Annotated in this window: 25 protein-coding genes; 15 read left to right on the forward strand and 10 right to left on the reverse strand. The window is 45.5% G+C overall.

Annotated features, from left to right (window positions below; translation table 11 throughout):
- Together OO184_RS16345 and OO184_RS16350 are read right to left on the reverse strand one after the other, a co-directional pair.
- Positions 1-310: hypothetical protein (locus OO184_RS16345; protein ID WP_265380091.1), on the reverse strand; the 310-nt coding region annotated here is incomplete at its 3' end.
- 486 nt (positions 311-796) lie between these two features.
- On the reverse strand, positions 797-940 hold the full coding sequence (locus OO184_RS16350; RefSeq protein ID WP_265380092.1) for a hypothetical protein: 144 nt from the start codon (positions 938-940) through the stop codon (positions 797-799).
- Between the two features lie 140 nt (positions 941-1,080).
- Here OO184_RS16350 and OO184_RS16355 point away from each other — a divergent pair, with 140 nt between their 5' ends.
- Positions 1,081-1,485, forward strand: a complete 405-nt coding sequence (locus OO184_RS16355) for a hypothetical protein (protein ID WP_265380093.1) — start codon at positions 1,081-1,083, stop codon at positions 1,483-1,485.
- Entirely contained in the window at positions 1,482-1,715 is a 234-nt protein-coding gene (locus OO184_RS16360; protein WP_139656339.1) for a hypothetical protein, read from the forward strand. Before OO184_RS16355 ends, OO184_RS16360 begins: the two co-directional genes overlap by 4 nt.
- A 69-nt stretch (positions 1,716-1,784) precedes the next feature.
- On the opposite strand, the gene murA is transcribed toward OO184_RS16360, so the two are convergent.
- The 7 genes from murA to mlaF all read right to left on the reverse strand — a co-directional run bounded on the left by murA (position 1,785) and on the right by mlaF (position 6,816).
- A complete protein-coding gene (gene murA, locus OO184_RS16365; RefSeq protein ID WP_049582698.1) occupies positions 1,785-3,050 on the reverse strand; it encodes a UDP-N-acetylglucosamine 1-carboxyvinyltransferase in 1,266 nt (421 codons plus the stop codon).
- A gap of 51 nt (positions 3,051-3,101) precedes the next feature.
- Positions 3,102-3,356 carry a BolA family iron metabolism protein IbaG gene (ibaG, locus tag OO184_RS16370; RefSeq protein ID WP_011148158.1) on the reverse strand — a complete coding sequence of 85 codons (255 nt, stop codon included), beginning with the start codon at positions 3,354-3,356 and terminating at the stop codon, positions 3,102-3,104.
- A 394-nt stretch (positions 3,357-3,750) separates the two neighbouring features.
- The gene (gene mlaB / locus OO184_RS16375; RefSeq protein WP_265380094.1) at positions 3,751-4,044 is read right to left on the reverse strand and encodes a lipid asymmetry maintenance protein MlaB; all 294 of its coding nucleotides are present in this window, start codon (positions 4,042-4,044) and stop codon (positions 3,751-3,753) included.
- A gap of 1 nt (position 4,045) precedes the next feature.
- On the reverse strand, positions 4,046-4,675 hold the full coding sequence (mlaC, locus tag OO184_RS16380) for a phospholipid-binding protein MlaC (protein ID WP_265380095.1): 630 nt from the start codon (positions 4,673-4,675) through the stop codon (positions 4,046-4,048).
- A gap of 33 nt (positions 4,676-4,708) precedes the next feature.
- Positions 4,709-5,215 (reverse strand): outer membrane lipid asymmetry maintenance protein MlaD, encoded by a 507-nt coding sequence (gene mlaD, locus OO184_RS16385; protein WP_265380096.1) that lies wholly within the window; start codon positions 5,213-5,215, stop codon positions 4,709-4,711.
- A 4-nt stretch (positions 5,216-5,219) separates the two neighbouring features.
- A complete protein-coding gene (gene mlaE / locus OO184_RS16390) occupies positions 5,220-6,002 on the reverse strand; it encodes a lipid asymmetry maintenance ABC transporter permease subunit MlaE (protein ID WP_049582836.1) in 783 nt (260 codons plus the stop codon).
- Between the two features lie 10 nt (positions 6,003-6,012).
- Positions 6,013-6,816 carry a phospholipid ABC transporter ATP-binding protein MlaF gene (gene mlaF / locus OO184_RS16395; RefSeq protein WP_049582702.1) on the reverse strand — a complete coding sequence of 268 codons (804 nt, stop codon included), beginning with the start codon at positions 6,814-6,816 and terminating at the stop codon, positions 6,013-6,015.
- 228 nt (positions 6,817-7,044) lie between these two features.
- On the opposite strand from mlaF, the gene OO184_RS16400 reads away from it, so the two are divergent.
- The 12 genes from OO184_RS16400 (at position 7,045) to rnk (ending at position 15,609) form a co-directional block, all read left to right on the forward strand.
- Positions 7,045-8,019 (forward strand): calcium/sodium antiporter, encoded by a 975-nt coding sequence (locus tag OO184_RS16400; protein WP_265380097.1) that lies wholly within the window; start codon positions 7,045-7,047, stop codon positions 8,017-8,019.
- Between the two features lie 23 nt (positions 8,020-8,042).
- The gene (kdsD, locus tag OO184_RS16405; RefSeq protein WP_265380098.1) at positions 8,043-9,011 is read left to right on the forward strand and encodes an arabinose-5-phosphate isomerase KdsD; all 969 of its coding nucleotides are present in this window, start codon (positions 8,043-8,045) and stop codon (positions 9,009-9,011) included.
- Positions 9,012-9,028: 17 nt separating this feature from the next.
- Positions 9,029-9,592: a 3-deoxy-manno-octulosonate-8-phosphatase KdsC gene (gene kdsC, locus OO184_RS16410; RefSeq protein ID WP_265380099.1), complete on the forward strand. Its 564-nt coding sequence runs from the start codon at positions 9,029-9,031 to the stop codon at positions 9,590-9,592.
- A 20-nt stretch (positions 9,593-9,612) separates the two neighbouring features.
- Positions 9,613-10,191, forward strand: coding sequence for an LPS export ABC transporter periplasmic protein LptC (gene lptC, locus OO184_RS16415; RefSeq protein WP_049582706.1), 579 nt, complete (start codon positions 9,613-9,615; stop codon positions 10,189-10,191).
- On the forward strand, positions 10,172-10,705 hold the full coding sequence (gene lptA, locus OO184_RS16420) for a lipopolysaccharide ABC transporter substrate-binding protein LptA (RefSeq protein WP_088373734.1): 534 nt from the start codon (positions 10,172-10,174) through the stop codon (positions 10,703-10,705). The genes lptC and lptA overlap by 20 nt, the downstream gene beginning before the upstream one ends.
- Positions 10,706-10,711: 6 nt before the next feature.
- Positions 10,712-11,437 (forward strand): LPS export ABC transporter ATP-binding protein, encoded by a 726-nt coding sequence (gene lptB, locus OO184_RS16425; protein ID WP_265380100.1) that lies wholly within the window; start codon positions 10,712-10,714, stop codon positions 11,435-11,437.
- Between the two features lie 27 nt (positions 11,438-11,464).
- Entirely contained in the window at positions 11,465-12,904 is a 1,440-nt protein-coding gene (rpoN, locus tag OO184_RS16430) for an RNA polymerase factor sigma-54 (protein ID WP_265380101.1), read from the forward strand.
- A 23-nt stretch (positions 12,905-12,927) separates the two neighbouring features.
- On the forward strand, positions 12,928-13,215 hold the full coding sequence (gene hpf / locus OO184_RS16435; RefSeq protein WP_036775988.1) for a ribosome hibernation promoting factor: 288 nt from the start codon (positions 12,928-12,930) through the stop codon (positions 13,213-13,215).
- Between the two features lie 125 nt (positions 13,216-13,340).
- Positions 13,341-13,808: a PTS IIA-like nitrogen regulatory protein PtsN gene (ptsN, locus tag OO184_RS16440; protein WP_265380102.1), complete on the forward strand. Its 468-nt coding sequence runs from the start codon at positions 13,341-13,343 to the stop codon at positions 13,806-13,808.
- 74 nt (positions 13,809-13,882) lie between these two features.
- The gene (rapZ, locus tag OO184_RS16445) at positions 13,883-14,734 is read left to right on the forward strand and encodes an RNase adapter RapZ (RefSeq protein WP_265380103.1); all 852 of its coding nucleotides are present in this window, start codon (positions 13,883-13,885) and stop codon (positions 14,732-14,734) included.
- 3 nt (positions 14,735-14,737) lie between these two features.
- Positions 14,738-15,010, forward strand: coding sequence for a PTS phosphocarrier protein NPr (npr, locus tag OO184_RS16450; protein ID WP_088373738.1), 273 nt, complete (start codon positions 14,738-14,740; stop codon positions 15,008-15,010).
- A gap of 188 nt (positions 15,011-15,198) precedes the next feature.
- Positions 15,199-15,609, forward strand: coding sequence for a nucleoside diphosphate kinase regulator (gene rnk, locus OO184_RS16455; protein WP_049582713.1), 411 nt, complete (start codon positions 15,199-15,201; stop codon positions 15,607-15,609).
- Between the two features lie 53 nt (positions 15,610-15,662).
- Here rnk and pmbA read toward each other — a convergent pair whose 3' ends face one another.
- Positions 15,663-17,003: a metalloprotease PmbA gene (gene pmbA / locus OO184_RS16460; protein ID WP_088373739.1), complete on the reverse strand. Its 1,341-nt coding sequence runs from the start codon at positions 17,001-17,003 to the stop codon at positions 15,663-15,665.
- Between the two features lie 201 nt (positions 17,004-17,204).
- Here pmbA and yjgA point away from each other — a divergent pair, with 201 nt between their 5' ends.
- A complete protein-coding gene (gene yjgA / locus OO184_RS16465; RefSeq protein ID WP_132343646.1) occupies positions 17,205-17,744 on the forward strand; it encodes a ribosome biogenesis factor YjgA in 540 nt (179 codons plus the stop codon).
- Positions 17,745-17,774 lie beyond the last annotated feature (30 nt).

The raw sequence follows: 17,774 nt of genomic DNA on the forward strand, positions 1-17,774 counted from the left end.
GTGGCCATCGGTCACTTAAAGAAAGTGCATGAGCGGACGCACCCGGCAGAACGGCAAACACCGTCAGACGACAAACAGGCCGATAGCGACCAGCCGGACAGCCTGAAGCTGGATTGAACGCGCTGTGTTGCCGGACAATCTTAATGTTAGCCGGTTCCCTGTGAGCGCGTGGGGTGCAGTGAAAGGCAGACTGTGCGCGTCCCTGCGCACAGACTGCCTCCCTACCTTCGGCGTGCCCGGCAGTAAATGCCGGCCGCCCGGCGCTGAACATCGGCGTTCTCGGTGACAATCGTTGCCGGTCAGCCGCCATTCAACATAATGTGGCATTACGCGAAAGCGGGCTTGAACAGCCCGCCAACGCGCAACGGCACATTATGTCGGCGCCGCCCACCCAAGGGCGCTGCGCGGTTACCTGACCCCCGGTGCGCGGCTGGCCGCCGGGTTGGGCTTCTTAGCCCCTGTGGCGCGCAAGGCGGACGCCTTCCGCTGTCAGCTACTGCACTAAAACCCACCGCCGCAGTCGCCGCCATCCGTGGCGGCTCCGGTGCCCAGATCTGCCTGAAACCGTGGCCGGTCAGCCCGTCAAGGTCAACAACCCTGAAGGCAGGCCAGCAGGCTGGCGCAGTTTATGGCCCCCGCCCAACCCCGCTGCACTGGCTGCGTCCGGCTCGCAGTCGCAGGCTCCTCGCTCGTTCCCGTCCTCGCCATCTCCGCCCCGTCTGCCCCCGCAGGCAGGGGCTCCCCGCTTAACGGCTTCACCTGCGGGCCTCGCCGGCCCGCACCCGGCCAACCCGCGTCAGCGGCGCAGACAAGCTGCCCCGCCGTCGCGAGTTCCCGATAAAACCCCGGTTCCGGCAGGAAAAGGGGCTGAAACCCGGCGCTGACATCGGGGAAAAAGTGAGCTAAAATCGGCAAAATGCCCGTCGGGGCGAGTTGGCATGCTCTTTAACAGGGTGGGAAAAAACGGCGGAGAAAAAGGCTGTTAAATCAGGGGGAAAAGTCCGCTAACCTGTATGATGGTGTCGGGATAGTGCCGAAGACCCGCTCGGGCTAAATGGGGGTCCGAATCCTTACAGTTACGTGCATAACCCGGCAAACTGGATTGACCCTTTCGGGTTGGCGAGTTCACCTTCGCAATTATTAAATCGGAAACTTAGAGCCTTACAAAAAGCCCAAGGTTCCGCCGTGAATAACCGCGAATTACCTGATGGGCGAATTCGTTATTATGATAAGGAAGCGTTAGCTAGAACTGAAGGGCCAACGCGTGGACGTTCTCATGTCACAGAATGGAATCCATCAACAGGAAGTGTGAGGTCTTGGGAAGAAACTTACGACCATTCCAGCAAGGTTAATCGTGTACATCCTAAGATGAAAGATGGCCAGGTATTGGATTTACCTCATTATCCACCTACCAAAGCGGATATAGATTCAGGTATAGCAACAACCTCAGGAAAAGCTATCAAAAAATGTGGAGGATTGTCATGAGCGATCTAATCTATCTTTTTATAAGCGGCCTGAATGAAAAACTTCAAGAAAATTACGATACCTCTAACATTGCTAGATATGCATATGAATTTTACCTTGATCATGACATTGACGATGAGAGGCTAAGATATGTTGTTGATTATTTGAAAGGAATGGATGCAGATCCTGTATTTGAATTAAGTAAAGACGAAGTCACTTCTTTTGTTCGAGAAAATCTTTTTTACATCTAAAAACACCGGAAGATCCGCGTGATCTTCCGGCTTTCTTATCTTCACCGAAGCCTTACTAAGAAAACAAAATTACTTTCCCGTTGATTTCACTCGTTCAATGTTTGCGCCAAGTCCACGCAACTTATCTTCGATATGTTCATAACCCCGGTCAATATGATAAATACGGTCAACAACCGTTACTCCTTCGGCAATACAACCCGCCAGAACCAAACTTGCCGATGCGCGTAAATCCGTCGCCATGACCTGAGCACTGGATAATTTCTTAACGCCATGACAAAGCACGGTATTACTTTCAATTTCCGCATGAGCCCCCATCCGAATTAATTCAGGGATATGCATGAAACGGTTTTCGAAAATAGTTTCGGTGATCATACCAGCACCTTCAGCAACCAAATTCAGTAAGCTGAACTGTGCCTGCATATCGGTCGGGAAACCGGGGTGCGGAGCAGTACGTAATGTCACAGCTTTAGGGCGTTTACCGTGCATATCGAGGCTTATCCAGTCTTTACCAATTTCAATATCAGCCCCCGCCTCACGCAATTTAGCCAATACTGCATCCAGCGTATTAGGCTGAGCATGACGGCAAACTACCTTGCCACCGGATATCGCCGCCGCAACAAGAAATGTCCCCGTTTCAATCCGATCAGGTAGTACACGATATACACCACCACCAAGGCGTTCTACACCTTCTATGATGATATGGTCAGTGCCCGCCCCTGTGATTTTTGCGCCCAAGGTATTGAGAAAATTAGCTGTATCTTCGATTTCAGGTTCACGTGCTGCGTTCTCAATAACGGTTGTCCCTTCAGCCAACGTTGCCGCGGTCATAATTGTGACTGTCGCCCCAACGCTGACTTTATCCATCACTATGCACGCCCCTTTCAGACGCCCATTAACGGAAGCCTTAACGTAGCCCTCTTCCAGCACAATTTCAGCACCGAGTTGTTCCAAACCACTGATATGCAGATCAACCGGGCGTGCGCCAATCGCACAACCACCCGGCAAAGAGACTTGTCCCTGACCAAAACGCGCAACCAAAGGACCTAACGCCCAAATAGATGCACGCATGGTTTTCACTAGCTCGTAAGGAGCACAATATTGATTCACATCGCGGGCATCCACAAATACAGAACCATTACGTTCAACTTTGGTCCCAAGGCGATTCAATAATTTGATAGTGGTATCAATATCTTTCAATTCTGGAACATTTTGCAACTCAACAGGCTCTTCAGCCAACAACGCGGCGAACAGGATTGGCAGTGCAGCATTTTTTGCCCCGGAAATAGTAACCTCACCCGACAGACGAGTGGGCCCTTTCACACGAAATTTATCCATCTGTGACGACTCTCTTTATATAATTTGCTGTTCGCGGCGAGGCAAACAACATTAAAAACCGTTGAGCTTGCGATCTCGTTTCCAGTCATCCGGTGTGTAAGCTTTGATTGACAGGGCATGAATACGATTATCAGCAATGTATTCCATCAAAGGCGCATAAACGGCTTGCTGCTGTTTTACCCGGCTCATACCGGCAAACATTTCACCAACCACAATAACCTGGAAATGGCTGCCATCTCCGTTAACGATGACTTCATCCAGTGCTAATTTATCCATCAGCACTTGCTTAATCTCATTAGTATCCATAATTGCTCAATGTTCTGTAGTTATACCCGTTATCTTTCAAGTTGCCTCTTTGTTGGCTGCACTCGCTCACCCCGGTCACATAGTTCTCTATGCTCCCAGGGATTCACTCCCTTGCCGCCGCGATGCATCTTGAAATCCATAGGGTATAGAAATAATAGACAGCCATCTATCCTAATAGAATCCTGCTTATTCTTAAACTATGAAAACGCCCTTGTAATATTTCTGCTTACAAGGGCGCTGATTATACCCGTTATCTTTCAAGTTGCCTCTTTGTTGGCTGCGCTTACTCACCCCAGTCACATAGTTATCTATGCTCCCGGGGATTCGTTCCCTTGCCGTCGCGATGCAGCTTGAAATCCATAGGGTATGTACAGATAATTAATGAGATTATCGGTTAGCTATCAATGATCATTGTTTGCAGATCATAGAGTGTAATCAGGGTATTAAGTCGTTCATTGATGCCAGAAAAACGCAATTTATCCCCTCTCTTTTGCATATGATGTTTGAAACGGACTAAAAGAGCTAACCCGGTAGAATCCACATATTCAAGTTGTGACACATTGATGCTGTTGATATCAGCCAATAATTTCTCTTTTTGCTGCCAGAGAGGAAGCAAACTATCACGATCCAAAGTGCCCTTGAGAATCAATGTTTGCCCTGTTTTTTCCCAGATCAGACTCTCACCCATCTTATTTTTTCTCTTCCAGTGTGATTGGCTGACGGGCACTGATTTCAAGCTGCTTAGTTAGGCCAGCAACACCTTGCTGACGCAAGATAGAAGCCCATTCACCCTGTTTAGTCGTAATCATACTGACGCCTTCAGCAATCATATCGTATGCCTGCCAGTAGCCAGTTTTGCTGTTTTTGCGCCACTGGAAATCAAGACGGATAGGAGGACGGCCATTCGGATCGATAATGGTGACACGAATAGCAACAACATCACTGTCCCCCAACGGCCTTTCAGGGTCAATCTGGTAAGTTTGATTGTGATACATTGCTAAAGCCTGCCCATAAGCCTGCTCAAGATAAGATTCAAATGCAGCAAAATAAACCTTGCGCTGCTCTGGCGTCGTATCTTTATAGTATTTCCCCAGAACCAATGCGCCAGCATATTTAATATGGACATAAGGCAGTAGTTCTTCTTTCACCACTTGACGCAGATAATCTGGATTTTGACGAATTTGTGATTGGCTGTTTTTCAAACGAGTAAAAGTCTTTTCCGCCGCATCCTGCATCAACTTATAAGGATTCGTCTGATCAACCGCGCTCGCTAATGGCGCAACAACTAACAGCGCCACCATTAATAATCTCTTCAACATAATGGATTCCTCTTAATGATATTCAATTGCTGGCTAAGGTGTCGGCTTATGTTCTGCCCCACTTTGAGCATTATCGCCACTCTTATACAAGAACTGGCCGATAAGATCCTCAAGCACCATTGCTGATTTGGTATCCTGTACGCGGTCACCCTCTTTCAGAATACGGGTGTCCATATCGGGATCTTCAAACCCTATATTCAGGGCAATATATTGTTCACCTAACAAGCCAGAAGTACGGATGGAAAGAGAACTGGTATCAGGGATATGGTCATACTGCTTCATAATATCCAGTGCCACTTGCGGTGTATAAGTTTTTTCATCAAGAGAGATACTTGCAATTCGGCCAATCACCACCCCCCCAATTTTTACCGGCGAACGTACTTTCAGACCGCCAATATTGTCAAAAGTTGCATACAAACGGTAAGTTGGCTGGTTGCCTACCGATTTAATGTCTGCCACTTTTAGGCATAAAAAGACGATTGCAGCCAGTGCAATCAAGATAAAAAACCCAACCCAAATTTCACTTTTCTTGCTTTGCATTGACTTAGTTCCCGAACATAAGTGCTGTCAGCACAAAATCCAAACCTAAAACTGCTAACGACGCATGAACCACCGTTCTGGTCGTCGCTCGGCTGATCCCTTCAGAAGTCGGGATCGCATCATAACCATTGAATAAGGCAATCCAGGTCACAGTAATGGCGAAAACGACACTTTTAATAAAACAATTCAGCAAATCTTTCTGCCATTCGATAGCAGACTGCATTGAAGACCAGAAGAAGCCACTGTCAATCCCCTTCCAATCAACACCCACCATCGCACCTCCCCAAATACCTACCGCCACAAAAATCAAAGATAATAGCGGCATACTGATAAACCCTGCCCAGAAACGGGGAGCTATCACACGACGTAATGGATCTACCGCCATCATCTCCAGGCTGGAAATTTGTTCCGTAGCTTTCATCAAACCGATTTCTGCGGTCAAGGCTGATCCAGCGCGACCAGCAAACAACAGCGCCGTGACCACCGGCCCCAACTCACGCAACAGAGATATCGCCACCATCATACCAAGACTGGCTTCCGCACTGTATGTTGTCAGTACCAGATACCCCTGTAGGCCAAGCACCATGCCAATAAACAGCCCTGAAACCATAATAATCAACAATGACCGAACACCCACGCTGTAAAGTTGCTGTCGGAGTAACGGCCACTGTCTGGCAGGTTCTGGCCTGCCAATTATCGCGCGGAAAAGCATAAAACCTGCACGGCCAAAAGAGGCAAATACCTCAATAGCCCGTCGGCCAAGTGCCGCCAGCGCCTGTGTTAACATTAACATCCCATTATCCTAATAACTCAGTTTTATAATCTCCGGCCGGGAAACGGAAAGGTACCGGCCCGTCAGCAATACCATCAAGAAATTGCCGTACTCGCCTATCAGAATTAGAGTGCAACTGCTGAGCAGTACCCTCAGCAATAACCTGTTGTTCAGCGATAATATAAGCGTAATCCGCAATGCTCAGAACTTCCGGTACATCGTGGGAAACCACCACACAAGTCACACCAAGCGCCTTATTCAGTTCATCAATCAACTTCACCAAAACCCCCATCGTAATCGGGTCCTGGCCGACAAAAGGTTCATCAAACATAATCAGATCAGGATCAAGCGCAATAGCACGAGCCAGAGCTGCACGCCTTGCCATACCGCCGGAAAGTTCGGAAGGCATCAAATTGGCAGCGCCACGCAACCCTACAGCCTCTAATTTCATCATTACAGTCGTCTGTATAATTTCCTCAGGCAGGTTTGTATGTTCACGCAGCGGAAAAGCGACGTTCTCAAAGACACTGAGATCAGTGAATAACGCCCCAGATTGAAACAGCATACTCATCTTCTTGCGAGCAGCATACAAGCGAGAGCGGGATAAAGCAGGAATATTGTCGCCATCAAACCAGATTTCTCCGCGTTCAGGACGTAACTGACCGCCAATCAATCGTAATAGTGTCGTTTTCCCTATCCCAGAAGGCCCCATAATTGCAGTGACTTTCCCTCTAGGCACAACTAGATTAATATCAGCAAAAATCGAACGGTTACCACGGGTAAAATACATACCACGGATCTCGATGAGATTTGCTGTCTGTTGGTTCATTATTGATAGCCCTTAACGGTTAATAAATTGGCTTTAATATTTGGTTCACATATTAATCACATATACTACAAAAAAACTGGGGAATTTTCGCCATTAATGTGATGACAAATTTTACTTTTCTATCCGTCGCCGTCAGAATATACCCCATCTAACTGGGCAGGCAGTTTTTGTTTAGAAAATCAACCAGCGTTAACATTAATTCGGAATATACCTTACAAAGGACGCTTCATGCTTCTGACCTTTTTACTTTTAATTACCGGATTGATTTTACTGGTATATGGTTCCGATAGATTAGTATACGGCGCTGCAATTTTTGCCCGTACTCTGGGGCTGCCTCCATTTATTATTGGTATTACCATTGTCGGCATTGGAACTTCCCTGCCCGAATTAATGATTTCAGTTACGGCAATGCTAGATAGTCAACCTGATATGGCAGTGGGTAATGTTATTGGTTCCAACATTACTAATCTGCTACTGATAACCGGTGCTGCCGCATTTATTCGTCCAATGGAAGTAAAATCAGATATTCTGCGGCAGGAGCTGCTGTTGATGCTACTGCTCACCGCCTTCTGTGGTTATTTGATGAGTGATTACTATCTCAGCCGGATGGATGGGTTGGTATTACTCACTTCCGCCATAGTGTATATTTTATTGATGATAAAAATGGTTGCTCTACCACACCGTGCCGAAACGGATATTTACACGCAAGAACAGGCTTCCGAATTACCGGTAGAAGGCAATAAACACATTGCCCTACTTTGGATTCTATTAGGGTTACTTATTTTACCTATGGCAACCCGCATGGTTATTGATAATGCAACGGTTATTGCCCGTATTTATGGCATCAGTGAATTAGTTATTGGGCTTACGGTACTTGCGGTCGGTACCAGCCTGCCAGAATTAGCAACTTCTATTGCCGCAGCGTTCAAAGGCGAAGACAACATTGCATTCGGGAATATTATAGGTTCGAATATATTCAATATATCAACTGTTTTGGGCCTTCCCGCATTACTCTCGCCAGCAGCCATTTCGCCTGAATCTTTCCATCGTGACTTTTGGGTAATGATGGTAGCCAGCATAATATTTACTGCATTTTGTTTGGGTCGTAAACACCGATTAAACCGATTTAAAGGTGTCCTGTTATTAAGCTGCTTTATCGCTTATTTTATCGTACTGTTTATTTCTAATTACAGCATTGAATAAACACAAATAAGTAGGAAAAAGAAATGCCTAAGATTGATTTTCAGCAAGCGGGTAAAAAAGTATTACGCATAGAACGTGATGGATTGACAGAACTTGAACAACATATAAACGAAGATTTTGACCGTATATGTGAATTGATATTCAACTGCGAAGGTAAAGTGATTGTCATGGGGATGGGTAAATCCGGCCATATTGGGTGTAAAATTGCTGCAACTTTCGCCAGCACCGGTACACCATCCTTTTTCGTTCATCCGGGAGAAGCCAGCCACGGCGACCTCGGCATGATTACGCCTAAAGATATTGTTTTAGCCATCTCAAATTCTGGTGAGTCCAGCGAAATTTTGTCACTGATCCCGGCATTAAAACGCCAAAAAATTCCGCTTATCTGCATGACTAACAATTACCACAGTAATATGGGGAAAGCCGCAGATATCCACCTGTGTATCAAAGTGCCACAGGAAGCCTGTCCGCTAGGTTTGGCTCCTACAACCAGTACCACGGCAACACTGGTTATGGGCGATGCTTTAGCAGTTGCATTGCTCCAGGCGCGTGGCTTTACCGCTGAAGATTTCGCCCTATCACATCCAGGCGGCACTCTTGGACGCAAACTTTTGCTGCTAGTGAGTGATTTGATGAATACAGGCAATGATATTCCAAAGGTTAATCGTGATGCATCCTTACGCGAAGCACTACTCGAAATCACCCGGCAAAAATTGGGTATGACCGTCATTTGCGATGAAAATATGTATATTGATGGTATTTTTACTGATGGTGACTTACGGCGAGTGTTTGATATGGGCGTCGATTTGTACAATGTCAAAATTTCAGATGTTATGACAACAGGTGGTATCCGTATCAAACCGAATGCCCTTGCCGTTGATGCGTTGAACTTAATGCAGTCACACCATATCACCTCGCTACTGGTCGCAGAGGAAAATAAATTACTTGGTGTATTACATATGCATGACCTGCTACAAGCGGGTGTGGTTTAACCGGAGAAAACGCCTTAATGAACCAATTAGTTTATCTGGACACCTGTTATGGTCCAGTTAGTAAAGATGTTATTGAAAAAGCCCGTAAAATCCGCTTGTTGATTTGCGACGTTGACGGCGTTCTATCCGATGGCTTGATATATATGGGCAATAACGGTGAAGAGCTAAAAACATTTAATGTCCGAGATGGCTATGGAATTCGCTGCTTAATTACTTCAGGAATCGAAGTCGCTATTATTACTGGCCGTAAAGCGAAATTGCTGGAAGATCGAGCAAACACACTGGGGATTACACATCTTTACCAAGGACAAAGTGATAAGGTTTTGGCGTACAAAGAATTGTTAGATAAACTGGGATTAAAACCAGAACAGGTTGCTTACATCGGTGATGATCTGATTGATTGGCCGGTCATGGAACAAGTGGGTTTATCTGTCGCTGTGGCAGATGCACATCCATTACTCTTACCAAAAGCGCATTATGTCACCCAAATTGCAGGGGGACGCGGTGCGGTAAGGGAACTTTGTGATTTGGTGCTTTTTGCTCAGAATAAGCTAGAAGAGGCCAAAGGATTATCAATATAGTAGGTTGAAGTGAAACGAGAATGGATAGAATCAAATCCTGGTTGGTGATAACTCTGGTATTAATCATCCTGGCGCTAATTGGCTGGAACTTGTCTGATTCAGATGGGATTAAATCATCTTCTGCTACAGATAACAGTCAGCCAACCTATCAAAGTCAGGATACCATAACTTTTGTTTATGACCCTACGGGGAAACTGACGTATAAACTGGTCGCTGATGACGTCCAAAACTATGCAGAGTCAAAACTTACCTGGTTTACCAAACCAGTGTTAATTACCTATGACTCAAATGCCATTGCTACATGGACAGTTCGTGCTAACAAAGCCAAACTGACTAACGACAAAATGCTCTATCTTTACGGAGACGTACAGGTTGACAGTCTGACTAATACGTCACAATTACAACGTATCACCACAGAGAACGCTATTATCAACTTGGTAACTCAGGATGTTTCATCTGACGATCAGGTCACACTGATTGGTGTCGGGCTAAAATCCGTCGGTATGAAAATGCGTGGCAATCTGCGGAACAAAACCGCTGAACTGATTGAAAAGGTTAACACCTACTATGAAATCCAACATGAAAAACAGAATCCGTAATGCCTTTATCGCCAGTGCCATCTTTGCGGTCAGCCTTCCCGCTCTGGCACTGAAAGATGACACACAGAAACCCATTTCTATCGATTCTGTTAAACAGGCCCTTGACATGACAGGGAACACTGCCACATTTACAGAAGATGTGATCGTTAAACAGGGTTCTATTGATATCCGCGCTAACAAGGTTGTTGTGACTCGCCCAGATGGCGATTCTAAAAAAATGATTATTGAAGCATTTGGTAATCCGGTCACTTTCTATCAGCTACAGGACAATGGCAAACCAATCAAGGGCCGCGGTTCTAAAATGCGTTACGAAATGGATAAAGAGCTGGTTACACTTACTGGCAATGCCTATTTGGAACAGTTAGACAGCAATATAAAAGGCGATCGTATCACCTACCTAGTCCCAACTCAGCAGATGGAAGCGTTTAGTGACAAAGGTAAACGAGTGACAACTGTCCTGCTGCCTTCTCAATTACAAGAAGAAGGCACTGGGGTTAATAACAAGAGTAAATAACGATATATGGCAATACTAAACGCAGAAAACCTGGCAAAAGCTTACAAAGGCCGTAAGGTCGTTGAAAATGTCAGCCTAAACGTGAACTCCGGCGAAATTGTCGGCCTGCTTGGTCCGAACGGCGCAGGGAAAACGACAACTTTCTATATGGTCGTCGGTATCGTCTCACGGGATGCCGGGACAATTACCATTGATAATGAAGATATCAGCCTACTGCCGCTTCACGAACGGGCACGCCGTGGTATTGGTTATTTGCCTCAAGAAGCTTCTATTTTCCGCCGTCTAAGCGTATTCGACAACCTGATGGCTGTATTGGAGATCCGCCGGGATCTGACCCAAGAACAACGAAAAGAGCGTGCCGAAGAGCTGATGGAAGAGTTCCATATCAGCCATCTACGCGACAATCTTGGTCAATCACTTTCCGGAGGTGAGCGCCGCCGCGTAGAGATTGCCAGAGCGCTGGCAGCCAATCCTAAATTTATTTTGCTGGATGAACCTTTTGCCGGCGTAGATCCTATCTCAGTTATCGATATCAAGAAGATCATTCAGCATTTGAGAGATTATGGACTAGGGGTCCTAATCACCGACCACAATGTCCGTGAAACATTGGATGTATGCGAACGTGCTTATATTGTCAGCCAAGGGCAACTGATTGCTCACGGCACACCTAATGATATTCTTAATAATGAACAGGTGAAGCGCGTTTATTTAGGCGAAGGTTTCCGGCTCTAATTTAGCCAGGAGAATTGATTTAACGCTATGAAGCAAAGTTTGCAACTCAGGTTTAGTCAGCAACTGGCTATGACACCACAGCTCCAACAAGCTATTCGTTTGTTGCAACTTTCTACGCTTGAACTGCAACAGGAAATACAGCAAGCGTTAGAAATGAACCCTTTGCTTGAACAGGACGAAGATCATCAGGAAATCGGCAATCAGGAACTTCCCGATAACGAAACGGAAGCTATGGATACGCTTGATGCCTTGCAACAAAAGGATATGCCAGACGAGTTACCCCTGGATGCCAGTTGGGATGAAATTTACACCGCTGGCACACCTTCCGGGACACGTAGTGACTATAATGACGACGAACTGCCGCTTTACCAAGGTGAAACTGTTCAAACCCTGCAAGACTATTTGATGTGGCAGGCAGAACTCACCCCTTTCACGGAAACAGATGCCGCCATTGCGACATCAATCATTGACGCCGTAGATGACACCGGCTATCTCACTGTGCCATTAGAAGATATTCTTGCCAGTATTGGTCACGATCAACTCACTCTGGCAGAAGTGGAAGCGGTGTTAAAACAGATACAACATTTCGATCCTATCGGTGTCGCTGCTCGTGATTTAAAAGATTGTCTACTGGTCCAACTATCAATGTTTCCGCCAGAAACACCTTATCTGAAAGAGGCAAAATTGATCGTTTGCGAACATCTGGAGCTATTAGGTCATCGGGATTTCCGCAACTTAACCCGCCTTAGTTGTTTGAAAGAAGATGAACTGAAAGAGGTCATAAATTTAATCCAGTCACTTGAACCGAAGCCCGGTCTGGCAATAAACACCAGCGAATCAGAATATGTCATCCCCGATGTACTGGTTCGAAAAGAGAGCGAACACTGGCAAGTAGAATTAAATACAGATAGTATCCCCCGTTTACACATTAATCAGCATTATGCAGAGCTTGGGCAACATACGCGCAATGAAAGTGACGGTCAGTTTATCCGTAATAACTTACAAGAGGCTAAATGGCTTATCAAAAGCCTGGAAAGCCGAAATGATACTCTGCTGAAAGTTGCGCGTTGCATTGTAGAGCAACAACAGGAATTTTTTGAACATGGTGAAGAACATATGAAACCTATGGTTTTGGCAGACATTGCTTTCCAGGTTGATATGCATGAATCTACCATTTCCAGGGTGACTACCCAGAAATTCCTGCACAGCTCACGTGGTATTTTTGAATTGAAGTATTTTTTCTCCAGCCATGTCAATACAGAAAGTGGAGGCGAAGCCTCTTCAACTGCAATACGGGCTTTGGTGAAAAAACTGGTAGCAGCGGAGAATCCCGCCAAACCATTAAGTGACAGTAAACTGACGAGCATGATAGCCGATCAAGGCATCATGATTGCCCGACGGACTGTCGCAAAATATCGAGAGTCGTTATCCATTCCGCCATCAAACCAACGTAAGCGTCTGGTTTGAAATGAACAGATAAGGAAGACAATATGCAACTCAAAATAACCGGCCACAATATTGAAATTACTGATGCATTACGCGACATTATCACTGCAAAATGCAGCAAACTGGATCAATATTTCGATAGGATCAACCTGACTCAGGTAATCCTCCGAGTGGAAAAGGTACAACAAATCGCCGAAGCTACTGTACACATTAACGGAGGTGAGTTGCACGCATCATCAGAACATGAAGATATGTATGCAGCAATTGATGGACTGGTTGATAAACTAGCGCGTCAATTAACCAAACATAAAGATAAACTGAGACATCATTAACAGTCATTTAACAAAAAATGTAGTAACAACAGCGAAGTTTTGCTGTAAAACAGTGCGCAAATACCGGATGCCACAGATAACCTATGGCATCCGGTATCAATGAGGCACCTAAGTGAATAGAAAAAATGAATAATCAAGCAGATTTACTACTAAGTTCTGTGCTTTCTCTCGCATGTACCCGCAATAATGTACATTGTTCGAGCAAAAAACGGGCTTTAGAGATTATCAGTGAGCTAGCATCTCAGCAGCTTAAGTTACCAGAAAATGTCGTATTCGAAGCAATATTAACCAGAGAAAAAGTAGGTACTACTGGAATTGGCAGTGGTATTGCTATCCCTCACGGTAAGTTAGATGCAGAAAGCTCAGATCAAGCAGTCGGCGTTTTCCTAAATCTGGAACAGCCCATTGCTTTTGATGCGATTGATAATCAACCAGTTGATTTGCTGTTTGCTTTACTGGTTCCAAATGATCAATGCCAGACACACTTACACACATTGTCATTGATCGCCAAACGTCTTGCAGATAAAAACCTCTGCCGCCGTTTAAGAACGGCACAAAGTGATGAAGAATTGTACTCAATTATCACTAAATAACTGTTGCAGTGCATGGAGAGCAACAGATAAGAGTGGCTCATAATAACCACTGAGAAATTAAGGGGAGTCGCCTCATGGTGCTGATGATAGTCAGTGGCCGTTCCGGTTCAGGTAAATCCGTTGCCTTGCGCGCACTGGAAGACATGGGTTTTTATTGTGTAGACAACTTGCCGGTAGTATTACTACCGGAATTAGCAAATACGTTAGCTGAGCGCGATATTTCCGCCGCGGTTAGTATTGATGTAAGAAACATGCCGGAATCTCCTGAGGTTTTCGAAGAAGCCTTGACTAAACTACCCGCGAGTTTCTCACCGCAATTACTATTTCTTGACGCTGACCGTAACACCTTGATCCGCCGTTATAGCGACACCCGCCGTCTGCATCCGCTGTCAAGCAAAAACCTTTCTCTGGAAAGCGCGATTGATCAAGAAAGCGATCTGCTGGAACCCCTTCGTTCAAAAGCAGACCTAATTATCGACACTTCCGAAATGTCAGTCCATGAATTGGCTGAGATGCTAAGAACGCGTCTGCTAGGCAAACGGGAACGTGAGTTGACAATGGTCTTTGAGTCTTTCGGCTTCAAGCATGGCATTCCAATTGATGCTGACTATGTTTTTGACGTACGTTTCCTACCAAACCCACACTGGGACCCCAAATTACGGCCAATGACCGGCCTTGATCGTCCTGTAGCCGCTTTCCTCGACCGTCATACGGAAGTGCATAACTTTATCTATCAAACCCGCAGCTATCTTGAACTCTGGCTGCCTATGCTTGAAACCAATAACCGCAGCTATCTGACCGTTGCTATTGGCTGTACTGGTGGTAAACATCGTTCTGTTTACGTGGCAGAACAGTTAGCCGATTATTTCCGCTCCCGAGGAAAAAACGTACAGTCTCGCCACCGTACTCTCGAAAAGCGAAAATAAATAATGACTGTCAAGCAGAAGCTTGAAATCAAGAATCGACTGGGAATGCACGCCCGGCCAGCAATGAAGCTGTATGATCTAGTACAGCTCTTTGAATCTCATGTTGTTTTACGCAATGATAGCCATGTTGAAGCCGAAGCTAGCAGTGTAATTGCTATGCTGATGCTGGATTCAGAAAAAGGCAGCTATATTGAAGTTGAAGCCAGCGGCCCAGATGAAGAACAGGCTCTTGCCGCCATTATTAGTCTATTTAATTCGGGATTTGACGAAGAATAACGTCGCTCACTCACCTGTAGATTATCATGTTCTTTACTGTTTTCATTAGCGACACAAAACAGTTCGTGATCATGATCTCTTTCTTTTCCAGTAAGAACAGCCTACTATCAGGTTAATCATTTTAAATAACACCCCCCTCCTCATGGTGCGGGGTGTTATTTTGTGTTGGAATCCATTTGGAGTGTGGTATGACTAAACCAGCAATTATCATCAACGAATTAGACGCAGAACGTTTAGATTCCCTGTTGGAACAGCCAGCGTTTGCAGATACTAGTATCGCTGACGCTTTGAATGAGGAGCTGGATCGTGCAGAGATTGTACCTCCAGCAGAAATTCCATCAGATGTTGTAACCATGAACAGCCGGGTTCGTTTTCTTGACCTGACAAGCAATGAAGAGCGGGTACGTACTTTAGTTTATCCCGCATCACTGCAAGACAGTTCAGATCAGCTTTCTGTTATGGCTCCTTTAGGAGCTGCATTGTTGGGCCTTCGTATCGGTGACGAAATCAGTTGGGAATTGCCAAACGGCGAAGAAACCCGCGTCAAAGTACTAGAATTACTTTACCAACCAGAAGCTGCCGGTGAGCTCCACCGTTAATTTAGCCAGCCCATTTGTCCGGGCTGACTAAAATAATCGGAAACGAGTATCTCTTATTGACCAGCGATACTCATTTCCGGTAGTAAGACTGAACCGCACTGGATATTACTGCGAGTTTCAATATCATTCCCGATAGTAACCATATTGGCCCACATATCTTTTAGATTGCCCGCAATAGTAATCTCACTAACAGGATACTGAATCTCACCATTTTCTACCCAAAAACCAGCGGCGCCACGGGAATAGTCGCCGGTTACTGCACTGACTCCCTGCCCCATCAGTTCAGTGACCACTAACCCTGTTCCCATTTGACGCAGCAAACCTGCAAAATCCTGACCTTGCCCTGCAATGCACCAGTTATGAATTCCACCTGCATGGCCAGTACTTGCCATACCTAGTTTACGGGCAGAATAACTTGTCAGAAGCCAGGTCTGTAATACTCCATCCTTGATAATATCCCGATTACTGGTAGAAACACCTTCACTATCAAATGGAGAAGATGCTAAACCTGCCAGCAAATGTGGCCGCTCTTCAATTGTCAGCCATGATGGCAGGATTTGTTTGCCCAGATGATCAAGTAAGAAAGAGGATTTCCGGTAAATACTGCTACCACTGATAGCACCAACCAGATGACCGAAAAGGCCTGTTGCAACTTCCGCAGCAAACAATACCGGCGCTTTCATAGTTGGTAATTTACGTGGCGACAAACGAGATAACGCACGGCGAGCACACTCCTGTCCAACCCATTCTGGCGATTTTAAATCTTCAAAACGACGACTAATGGTATACGCATAATCCCGTTCCATATCACCATCAAGTTCAGCAATCACACAACTCGACATAGAATGACGACTCGAGCAATAGCTTTGCAACATACCGTGGCTGTTACCAAACACTCTGATGCCATAATGGCTGTTAAAACTGCCACCTTCGGTATTGGTAATACGCTTATCTGCCTGTAATGCAGCTTGTTCTGCACGAGCAGCTAGTTCAATCGCGTTATCAGCATCCAATTCTGTTGGATGGAACAGATCAAGATCTGGCGCTTCAAACGCCAGTAGCGCTTTATCTGCCGGGCCAGCACATGGGTCCTGAGAGGTATAACGAGCGATATCAATCGCAGCCTGAACAGTACGGGCAATGGCATCCGGGCTTAAATCTGTTGATGATGCACTTCCTTTACGTTGCTGATGGTATACGGTAATCCCTAAGGCACCATCACTATTGAATTCTACATTTTCTATTTCACCAAAGCGGGTACTGACACTAATACCCGTTGTTTTATTAACCGCAACCTCCGCAGCATCACAACCCGCTTTTGCCAGCTCTAGTGCCTGTGAAACTGCATTTTCCAGTTGTTTGCGTTGTTCCGCAATTTGATCCGTGATTTTCATTAATTACCCGCAATTTGATGAATAAAGGGAAAATCTGTCGGGAAAACAGGGCCGTTTTATCCACACAATCAATGCCGAGTGGTAATCAGGCGTTTTTCCCAGTTACAATACACAATATTAGGATGTTAACACCCACCGGGCTACAGGTCATGCACCAAAAATCAACCTGACAGCTCCGGCCTTTTTAAAAGGAAAACCACTATGGCAAAGCAGCCTGAAGATTGGCTCAATGATTATCCTGCTGAAGAGGAGGAAGAAGAGATAATTTGGGTCAGTAAAAGCGAGATTAAACGTGATGCCGAAGCATTGAAAAAGCTGGGTACAGAATTGGTTGAGCTCAGCAAAAGTGCGCTTGAACGCGTTCCGTTAGATGAGGATCTGCTGGCCGCCATTGAACTTGCACAGAAGATAAAAAGAGAGGGGCGCCGTCGCCAATTACAATTTATCGGCAAACTGCTGCGTACCCGGGATGTCGAGCCAATTACCACCGCGCTGGATAAACTGAAAAATCGTCATAATCAACAAATCACTCTGCTCCATAAATTGGAAGAATTACGTGATAAATTGATTGATGGCAATGATGATGTTATTGATGAGGTTGTGACGTTATTCCCACAAACTGATCGCCAGCAATTGCGTACCTTGATCCGCAATGCTAAAAAAGAAAAGGCGGCAAATAAGCCACCTAAATCTTATCGTCAGATTTTCCAGTATCTTAAAGATATGGCCGAATCCGATTAACAACCTAAAACTCATAAGGTTATAATTCTG

Source organism: Photorhabdus aballayi, assembly GCF_026153155.1.
Classification (GTDB): Bacteria; Pseudomonadota; Gammaproteobacteria; order Enterobacterales; family Enterobacteriaceae; genus Photorhabdus; species Photorhabdus luminescens.

Bases quoted from the DNA above. Each gene is read 5' to 3' on its own strand.
- ibaG (WP_011148158.1), bottom strand. From the start codon at position 3,356: ATGGATACTAATGAGATTAAGCAAGTGCTGATGGATAAATTAGCACTG.
- mlaB (WP_265380094.1), bottom strand. From the start codon at position 4,044: ATGGGTGAGAGTCTGATCTGGGAAAAAACAGGGCAAACATTGATTCTC.
- OO184_RS16400 (WP_265380097.1), top strand. From the start codon at position 7,045: ATGCTTCTGACCTTTTTACTTTTAATTACCGGATTGATTTTACTGGTA.
- kdsC (WP_265380099.1), top strand. From the start codon at position 9,029: ATGAACCAATTAGTTTATCTGGACACCTGTTATGGTCCAGTTAGTAAA.
- OO184_RS16350 (WP_265380092.1), bottom strand. From the start codon at position 940: ATGCCAACTCGCCCCGACGGGCATTTTGCCGATTTTAGCTCACTTTTT.
- pmbA (WP_088373739.1), bottom strand. From the start codon at position 17,003: ATGAAAATCACGGATCAAATTGCGGAACAACGCAAACAACTGGAAAAT.
- ptsN (WP_265380102.1), top strand. From the start codon at position 13,341: ATGAATAATCAAGCAGATTTACTACTAAGTTCTGTGCTTTCTCTCGCA.
- rapZ (WP_265380103.1), top strand. From the start codon at position 13,883: ATGGTGCTGATGATAGTCAGTGGCCGTTCCGGTTCAGGTAAATCCGTT.
- rnk (WP_049582713.1), top strand. From the start codon at position 15,199: ATGACTAAACCAGCAATTATCATCAACGAATTAGACGCAGAACGTTTA.
- lptC (WP_049582706.1), top strand. From the start codon at position 9,613: ATGGATAGAATCAAATCCTGGTTGGTGATAACTCTGGTATTAATCATC.
- mlaD (WP_265380096.1), bottom strand. From the start codon at position 5,215: ATGCAAAGCAAGAAAAGTGAAATTTGGGTTGGGTTTTTTATCTTGATT.
- hpf (WP_036775988.1), top strand. From the start codon at position 12,928: ATGCAACTCAAAATAACCGGCCACAATATTGAAATTACTGATGCATTA.
- rpoN (WP_265380101.1), top strand. From the start codon at position 11,465: ATGAAGCAAAGTTTGCAACTCAGGTTTAGTCAGCAACTGGCTATGACA.
- lptA (WP_088373734.1), top strand. From the start codon at position 10,172: ATGAAAAACAGAATCCGTAATGCCTTTATCGCCAGTGCCATCTTTGCG.
- npr (WP_088373738.1), top strand. From the start codon at position 14,738: ATGACTGTCAAGCAGAAGCTTGAAATCAAGAATCGACTGGGAATGCAC.
- mlaF (WP_049582702.1), bottom strand. From the start codon at position 6,816: ATGAACCAACAGACAGCAAATCTCATCGAGATCCGTGGTATGTATTTT.
- mlaE (WP_049582836.1), bottom strand. From the start codon at position 6,002: ATGTTAACACAGGCGCTGGCGGCACTTGGCCGACGGGCTATTGAGGTA.
- mlaC (WP_265380095.1), bottom strand. From the start codon at position 4,675: ATGTTGAAGAGATTATTAATGGTGGCGCTGTTAGTTGTTGCGCCATTA.
- yjgA (WP_132343646.1), top strand. From the start codon at position 17,205: ATGGCAAAGCAGCCTGAAGATTGGCTCAATGATTATCCTGCTGAAGAG.
- OO184_RS16360 (WP_139656339.1), top strand. From the start codon at position 1,482: ATGAGCGATCTAATCTATCTTTTTATAAGCGGCCTGAATGAAAAACTT.
- murA (WP_049582698.1), bottom strand. From the start codon at position 3,050: ATGGATAAATTTCGTGTGAAAGGGCCCACTCGTCTGTCGGGTGAGGTT.
- lptB (WP_265380100.1), top strand. From the start codon at position 10,712: ATGGCAATACTAAACGCAGAAAACCTGGCAAAAGCTTACAAAGGCCGT.
- kdsD (WP_265380098.1), top strand. From the start codon at position 8,043: ATGCCTAAGATTGATTTTCAGCAAGCGGGTAAAAAAGTATTACGCATA.